This window comes from Pseudomonas syringae pv. cilantro (assembly GCF_001293775.1).
Lineage (GTDB): Bacteria > Pseudomonadota > Gammaproteobacteria > Pseudomonadales > Pseudomonadaceae > Aquipseudomonas > Aquipseudomonas syringae_P.
This window is the reverse complement of the sequence record NZ_LGLN01000102.1, coordinates 2,312-3,968: the sequence shown is the minus strand read 5'-3', so window position 1 is coordinate 3,968 and position 1,657 is coordinate 2,312. Positions and strand designations below refer to the sequence as shown.

Here is a 1,657-nt window from a genome sequence, read left to right as displayed (position 1 = left end):
GAGACGACGCACCGGGACATGCTCGACTGGCGCCGATCAGAACTGGAGAGAATCTCAAAGCGCAGTTGGAACACGTACTCCGGTCACCTGCGAACGGTGTACCGATATGCAATGGAGCATGGTCTCGTTGACCTCAAGGTCAATCCTCTGAAAGAAACACGTGTGATCCCCGCCAAACGACCAAAGAAAACCGTCAACACAGACGCCATTGTACGTGCGAGAAACTGGCTAAACATTCTGGTCCAGGAGGAGCGTGCAACCGGGAACAGAACAGAGATCACCCCCGCATGGTTCTGGCTCGCAGTATTTGAAATGTTCTACTACACGGGCATCAGGCTCAATGCCCTGATCTGCTTGAGGTATGCCGATATCGATTTGGGACAACGCCTGATCAGAGTCAGGGGAGAGACAGAAAAGACTCACAGAGAATTCATGATCCCCATCCCTGACGGACTGATGCCTCATCTGAAACGGCTCATGGACATAGCGCAACGAGTCGGCTTCGATCCCGCCGACCAGATTTTCAACGTTAACCGCTTCTCCGGCCATTACAGTCGGCCACAGATGAACGCTGATCAGGTGGAAGCCATGTATAAGAAGCTCACCGCCATGACGGGCGTTCGAATGACGCCTCATCGTTTCAGACATACCATCGCCAGTGAAATGATGCGGCAACCGGAGCGCAACATTCACATAACAAAAAACCTGCTCAACCACTCCAATATTGCGACCACGATGGAATACATCGAACCGGATTACGACGTGATGCGCGAGGTCATGAATGAGCGCGGCAAGAGACCGGCAAAAATTAATTATCTGCCCAAGTCAGATGCCGCCAACCGAGAAAGTGCGCGTACAGGCAAGAAAGCTCCCGCAAAACATCTGACCCAACGCTCAGTCAGCAGCAGCCCTGCCGTCAAATCAGGTAGCCTCTCCCAACCTACACCCCCTCCTGCCCCAGCAGCCAATGCCCACTCACCCTTGAAAGCTGATGAGATACGCCGCGCGGGTGTGCAGGTCAAAAACACCGAGTCCAATCTTTCAGAAAAATATGGAACTGACCCAAAGGAGCGAGCAAATCCTTTTGACGATTCCACTGAGACGCCCATGAAGCAGGCTCTGCCTCATGACCTGTTCAGCCCGGAAGACCTCGCACGACAGCTTGAGGCGTTTTCGCAGTGGGTAAGAGAAGCCGCTAGCGGCAGAATAGCCGTGTGCCCTACAACCACTGATAGCCGATTACCGTCAGGCCCGAACGAGCAAATGGGCAACCCACTGCCGTCAGGCTTTGACGCAAGCGTCTGGAACAACCGCACCGGCTAAAGTATGGGGGCTAAGACAATTGCTAACTGCCATCAGTAATGGTCATACCCGCCTATTGTCTGTGCCAAGAGCCGACGTCAGGAAGACGGTACGAGGGCAGATAAGCGATGAACGCTGCTTCGCACGCGCAAAAAAAACGCCCTGTTCACAAGCTTTCGCTTGGAACAGAGCGCTGCAATTTGACATCACCGCGTGTCGGAGTTATGTTTCGCGACAGACGGCTGCTTGCCTGGATAAACCGTTTCACATGCAATGCTCGCCCTCAAGAACAGACGACACACCGCAATTGAAGATTTGAAGCACACAACAGTGTTTGGTCGGGGTAAGGGGATTC

The 1,657-nt window shown here is 53.4% G+C and carries 1 protein-coding gene; it reads left to right on the top strand.

Annotated elements, in window-relative coordinates; all coding sequences use genetic code 11:
• Window positions 1–1,323 (top strand): site-specific integrase (locus tag ABJ99_RS26360; RefSeq protein ID WP_054088294.1); only part of this gene is annotated, 1,323 nt, incomplete at its 5' end.
• Between the last annotated feature and the right edge of the window lie 334 nt (window positions 1,324–1,657).